This window comes from Terrabacter sp. P5_B1 (assembly GCF_056400505.1).
Window position 1 is genome coordinate 1 of record NZ_JBFULD010000349.1, and the last position, 4,228, is coordinate 4,228.

Below are 4,228 nucleotides of genomic sequence, written 5' to 3' on the forward strand. Positions count from 1 at the left end.
GTGGAGCACTCCGCCGTGCTCGTGCCGGGCCGGGCCCGCGCGGCGGCCGCCGACGACCCGTCGCTGCTCGCCGAGGTCGGCGTCGACGGGACGGGACGTCTCGACCTCGAGGCCTGGCGTGCGGCCCTGGCAGTGCCGGGCAGCGTCGTGGCCGTCCTCCAGAGCGCGAACGGCGAGGTCGGCACCCGCCAGCCCCTCGCCGAGGCCCGGGACGCRGCCGGCGCCCACGGCATACCCCTCGTGGTCGACGCGATGGCCTCGCTGGGACGCGACGACGTGCCGCCGGACTGGGACGTGCTCGTCGGCGACGCCCGCTCGTGGGGGGGCCCGCCTCTCGGCGTCCTCGTCGTGCGCGAAGGCGTGCGGTGGCAGTGGCCCGCCGCGCGCGCGGACATCGAGCACGGTCGCACCGACGTCCTCCCCTGGGTGCCGCTCGCGCTGGCTGCTGCCGAGGCCTGGCAGCAGACGGCGACGACGCGAGGCGAGGACGCCCGGGTCGTCCGCGAGCTCGTGGACGACATCCGGGCCGCCGCCTCCGCCGTCCCCGACACCGAGGTCGTCGGCGATCCCGAGGACCGGCTCCCCCACGTCGTCACCTTCTCGAGCCTCTACGTCGACGGGGAGTCCGTCGTGGGGGCGTTCGACGCCCTGGGGTTCGCGGTCGCGAGCGGATCGGCCTGCACGTCGAGCACGCTCGAGCCAAGCCACGTGCTGGCGGCAATGGGGGTCCTGACGCACGGGAACGTGCGCGTGACCCTTCCCCTGCCGGCCGTGTCACCCGGCCTCGCCGACGACGTCGCGGCCTTCGTCGCCGCCGTCGCCCCGACGGTCCGGGGGGTCCGCGACCGGCTCCGGGTCGGCGACCTGTGAGCGGCCGCGCTCGTGACGCCGGGGGTGCCGGTGACCCCGGTGACGAGGCCGTCGTGGACGCCCGGGGCGAGCGCTGTCCACTCCCCGTGATCCGGCTCGCTCGTGCCGTGAGCGACGGGGCCGGCCTCCGCCTCGTCACCGTGCTCGCCACGGATCCCGCGGCTGCACACGACGTCCCCGCGTGGTGCCGGATGCGCGGCCACCGCTTCGTCGAGGCACGTGCGGAGGCGGACCACACGGCATACGTCGTCGAGGTCGTCAGGCCCAGCACGCCGGGAGGGGCGCGCTGAGGACCGTCGGCAGGATCGCGAGGTACTCGTCGCGCGGGACTTCCCGGACACCCAGGCTGGCCAGGTGTGGCGTCTGCCACTGGACGTCGACGAGCCGACGCGGGTCGCCGTCGGTGATGAGCAGGTCGCGCAGGCCGACCAGGGCGACCTTGGAGGCGTCCCGGACATGGTGGAACATCGACTCGCCGGCGAAGAGACCGCCGATCGCGACGCCGTAGAGCCCGCCGACCAGCTGGCCGTCCTGCCACGTCTCGATGGAGTGCGCCCATCCCGCACGGTGCAGGCGAAGGTAGGCGTCGACGACCTCGGGGGTGATCCAGCGGCCATCCCGGTCGGGCGCGGCGCACGCCTCGACGACCGACTGGAACTCGGTGTCGACGCGCACCTCGAAACGGGGCACGGCCTTGCGCAGCGAACGGCTCACCGTCAGCTCACGGGGTCGCAGGATGCCGCGCGGGTCCGGTGACCACCACCCGATCGGCTCTGCCCCGTGGTCGCCGATGCCCATCGGGAACACGCCGACGGAGTACGCCTCGAAGAGGGTCGAGACATCGAGGTCGGCGCCGATGCCGATGAGGTCCTCACCCGGCGGCACGCGTTCGAGGGCGAAGTCCCAGGGGGTGGGCGGCGGCGGCGTGGGCACGTCGGGATCCGGCTGGGCGGGGCAGGCCGTCAGCGACCGGTCGGTGAGGGCGTCATGGCCGCGGGCAGGTGACGTGAGGCCCGATCTCGGCGGCCGACTCGGGTCCGTAGGCCTCGCTGAGCCGCTCGAGGAAGCGCTCCTTGCCCAGGACGTACTCCTGGGTGCCCACGGTCTCGATGACGTACGTGGCGAGCATCGAGCCGAGCTCGGCGCACCGACGCACGGACAGGCCCACCGCGAGACCCGTGAGGAAGCCGGCGCGGAAGGCATCGCCCACTCCGGTGGGGTCCGCCTTGCGCACCTCGCGGGCGACCCCGACCTCGACCGGGTCCTCTCCGCGGACGCGGACGGTGACGCCGTCCTTGCCCCGCGTCTTGACCTGCACGCGGACCCGGTCGGCGAGCTCGTCCTCGGTCCAGCCCGTCTTCTGGCAGGCGAGATGGCTCTCGTACTCGTTGGTGAAGAGGTACTCGGCGCCGTCGATGAGGCGCGCGATGGTCGGCCCGTCGCAGAAGGCGAGCTGCTGCGAGGGGTCGGCCGCGAACGGGATGCCACGCGACCGGCACTCGTCGGAGTGGCGCAGCATGGCCTCGGGGTCGTTGGCCCCGACGACGACGAGGTCGAGCCCGCCGACACGGTGGGCGACCGGCGCGAGCTCGATGTCGCGGGCCTCGGTCATGGCCCCGGCGTAGAAGGTCGCGATCTGGGCCATGTCGCGGTCGGTCGTGCAGATGAAGCGCGCGGTGTGCTGGGACTCGGAGTAGTGCACGCCCCCGCAGTCGACGCCGTGTCGCTCGAGCCAGCTGCGGTAGTCGGTGAAGTCCTCACCGACCGCGCCGACGAGCAGCGGCCGCTGGCCGAGGTTGGCCATGCCGAACGCGATGTTGGCGGCCACCCCACCCCGGCGCACCTGCAGGTCCGAGGTCAGGAACGACAGGGAGATCTTGTCGAGCTGCTCCACGACGAGCGAGTCGGCGAAGAGTCCGTCGAAGGTCATGAGGTGGTCGGTCGCGATGGAACCGGTGATGGCTATCTGCACGGGACGAACCTACCCGGCATCGGCGTGCGGTCCACGGCCCGCCTGCCTCCGACACCCAACGCCACGGGTACGACGAAGGGCCCGACCGTGGCGGTCGGGCCCTCGCGTCTGTCCGTCGGTGCGACTCGGCTGTGCGACTCAGCTGAAGGAGTCGCCGCAGGCGCAGCTGCTGCCCGCGTTGGGGTTGTCGATGGTGAAGMCCTGCTTCTCGATGGTGTCGGCGAAGTCGATCGTGGCACCCTCGAGGTAGGGGGAGCTCATGCGGTCGACGACGACCTCGACACCGTCGAAGTCGCGGACGAGGTCACCGTCGAGGCTGCGCTCGTCGAAGTAGAGCTGGTAGATCAGGCCGGAGCAGCCGCCGGGCTGGACGCCGACGCGGAGGCGGAGGTCGTCGCGACCCTCCTGCTCGAGCAGGCTCTTGACCTTCGTCGCCGCGACGTCCGTCAGGACGACCCCGTGGGCGGGGGCCTCGGTCTGAACCTCGGCGGGAGATGCGTTCGTCTCGACACTCATGTGTTGGTCCTTCACGTCGTGGAACATGGGTCGGTGGTGAGAACCCATGCCGGGCCGGATGTGTTCCCGGCGCTCCCAAGGATACGTCGGGCGCCGACGGAACTGGGCATCGCGCTCGGGGGAATGCTCACCGGATGCTCACCGGRTGCCTCAACTGATGCCTCACCGCGGACGTCAGGATGCGGTCGGGGACCACGTGCGCGCCACGCGGGCCGTGCGGTCGGCGAGGCGCGCAGCGGGCTCGGCGAGCGCCGCGGCGACCTGGTCGGGCCGCTCCGCGACGGCATACACCCCCGAGAGGCCTGCAGTCATGGCCTCCCGTCGACCGACCAGGGACCGGCCCGGCACGGCGATGACGGGGACGCCGACGCGGGCGGCCGCCTCGGCGACGCCCACGACCACCTTGCCCCGGAGGGACTGCCAGTCGAACGTTCCCTCCCCGGTGACGACGAGGTCCGCAGAGGCCACGAGGTCGACGAAGCCGACCGCGTCGAGCACGGCCTCGACGCCCGACACGCGCCGGGCCCCGAGCAGGTGCAGGGCATAGCCGAGACCGCCGGCGGCGCCGGCTCCAGGCTCCCGCTCGGGCTTGAGGAAGGCACCGGTGAGCAGGTCCCTGGCAGGTGGGCGCACGCGGGCCACGACGCTCGCAAAGTGACCGAGGGCGTTCTCGAGCCGTTGGGCGTCCTCCTCGGAGGCGCCTTTCTGGGGGGCGAAGACGGCGCTGGCGCCCTTGAGCCCCAGCAGGGGCGAGTCGACGTCGCTCGCGATGACGAGGTCGACGCCGCGGAGCCGGTCGCGGGCGGCGTCGAGCCCGGCGACGTCGTCGGGCGTCGCGGCGCCGAGGGCAAGGCCCCCGCGACCGAGATG

General features: G+C 73.0%; 6 protein-coding genes. 2 read left to right on the forward strand and 4 right to left on the reverse strand.

Annotated elements, in window-relative coordinates:
- Both AC1DP0_RS18890 and AC1DP0_RS18895 read left to right on the forward strand, forming a co-directional pair.
- Positions 1-870, forward strand: an 870-nt coding sequence (locus AC1DP0_RS18890) for an aminotransferase class V-fold PLP-dependent enzyme (protein ID WP_478087450.1), incomplete at its 5' end; no start/stop codon positions are given.
- A 107-nt stretch (positions 871-977) separates the two neighbouring features.
- Positions 978-1,160, forward strand: coding sequence for a sulfurtransferase TusA family protein (locus tag AC1DP0_RS18895; RefSeq protein WP_478087452.1), 183 nt, complete (start codon positions 978-980; stop codon positions 1,158-1,160).
- Here AC1DP0_RS18895 and aat read toward each other — a convergent pair.
- From aat to AC1DP0_RS18915, 4 genes are all read right to left on the reverse strand, one after another.
- Positions 1,129-1,803 carry a leucyl/phenylalanyl-tRNA--protein transferase gene (gene aat, locus AC1DP0_RS18900; protein ID WP_478087454.1) on the reverse strand — a complete coding sequence of 225 codons (675 nt, stop codon included), beginning with the start codon at positions 1,801-1,803 and terminating at the stop codon, positions 1,129-1,131. The two genes, AC1DP0_RS18895 and aat, sit on opposite strands and share 32 nt — an antisense overlap.
- Positions 1,804-1,855: 52 nt before the next feature.
- Positions 1,856-2,842, reverse strand: a complete 987-nt coding sequence (locus AC1DP0_RS18905) for a carbohydrate kinase family protein (protein WP_478087456.1) — start codon at positions 2,840-2,842, stop codon at positions 1,856-1,858.
- A 138-nt stretch (positions 2,843-2,980) separates the two neighbouring features.
- Positions 2,981-3,358, reverse strand: a complete 378-nt coding sequence (gene erpA / locus AC1DP0_RS18910) for an iron-sulfur cluster insertion protein ErpA (RefSeq protein WP_478087458.1) — start codon at positions 3,356-3,358, stop codon at positions 2,981-2,983.
- Positions 3,359-3,532: 174 nt separating this feature from the next.
- Positions 3,533-4,228 (reverse strand): glycerate kinase (locus AC1DP0_RS18915; protein ID WP_478087460.1); only part of this gene is annotated, 696 nt, incomplete at its 5' end.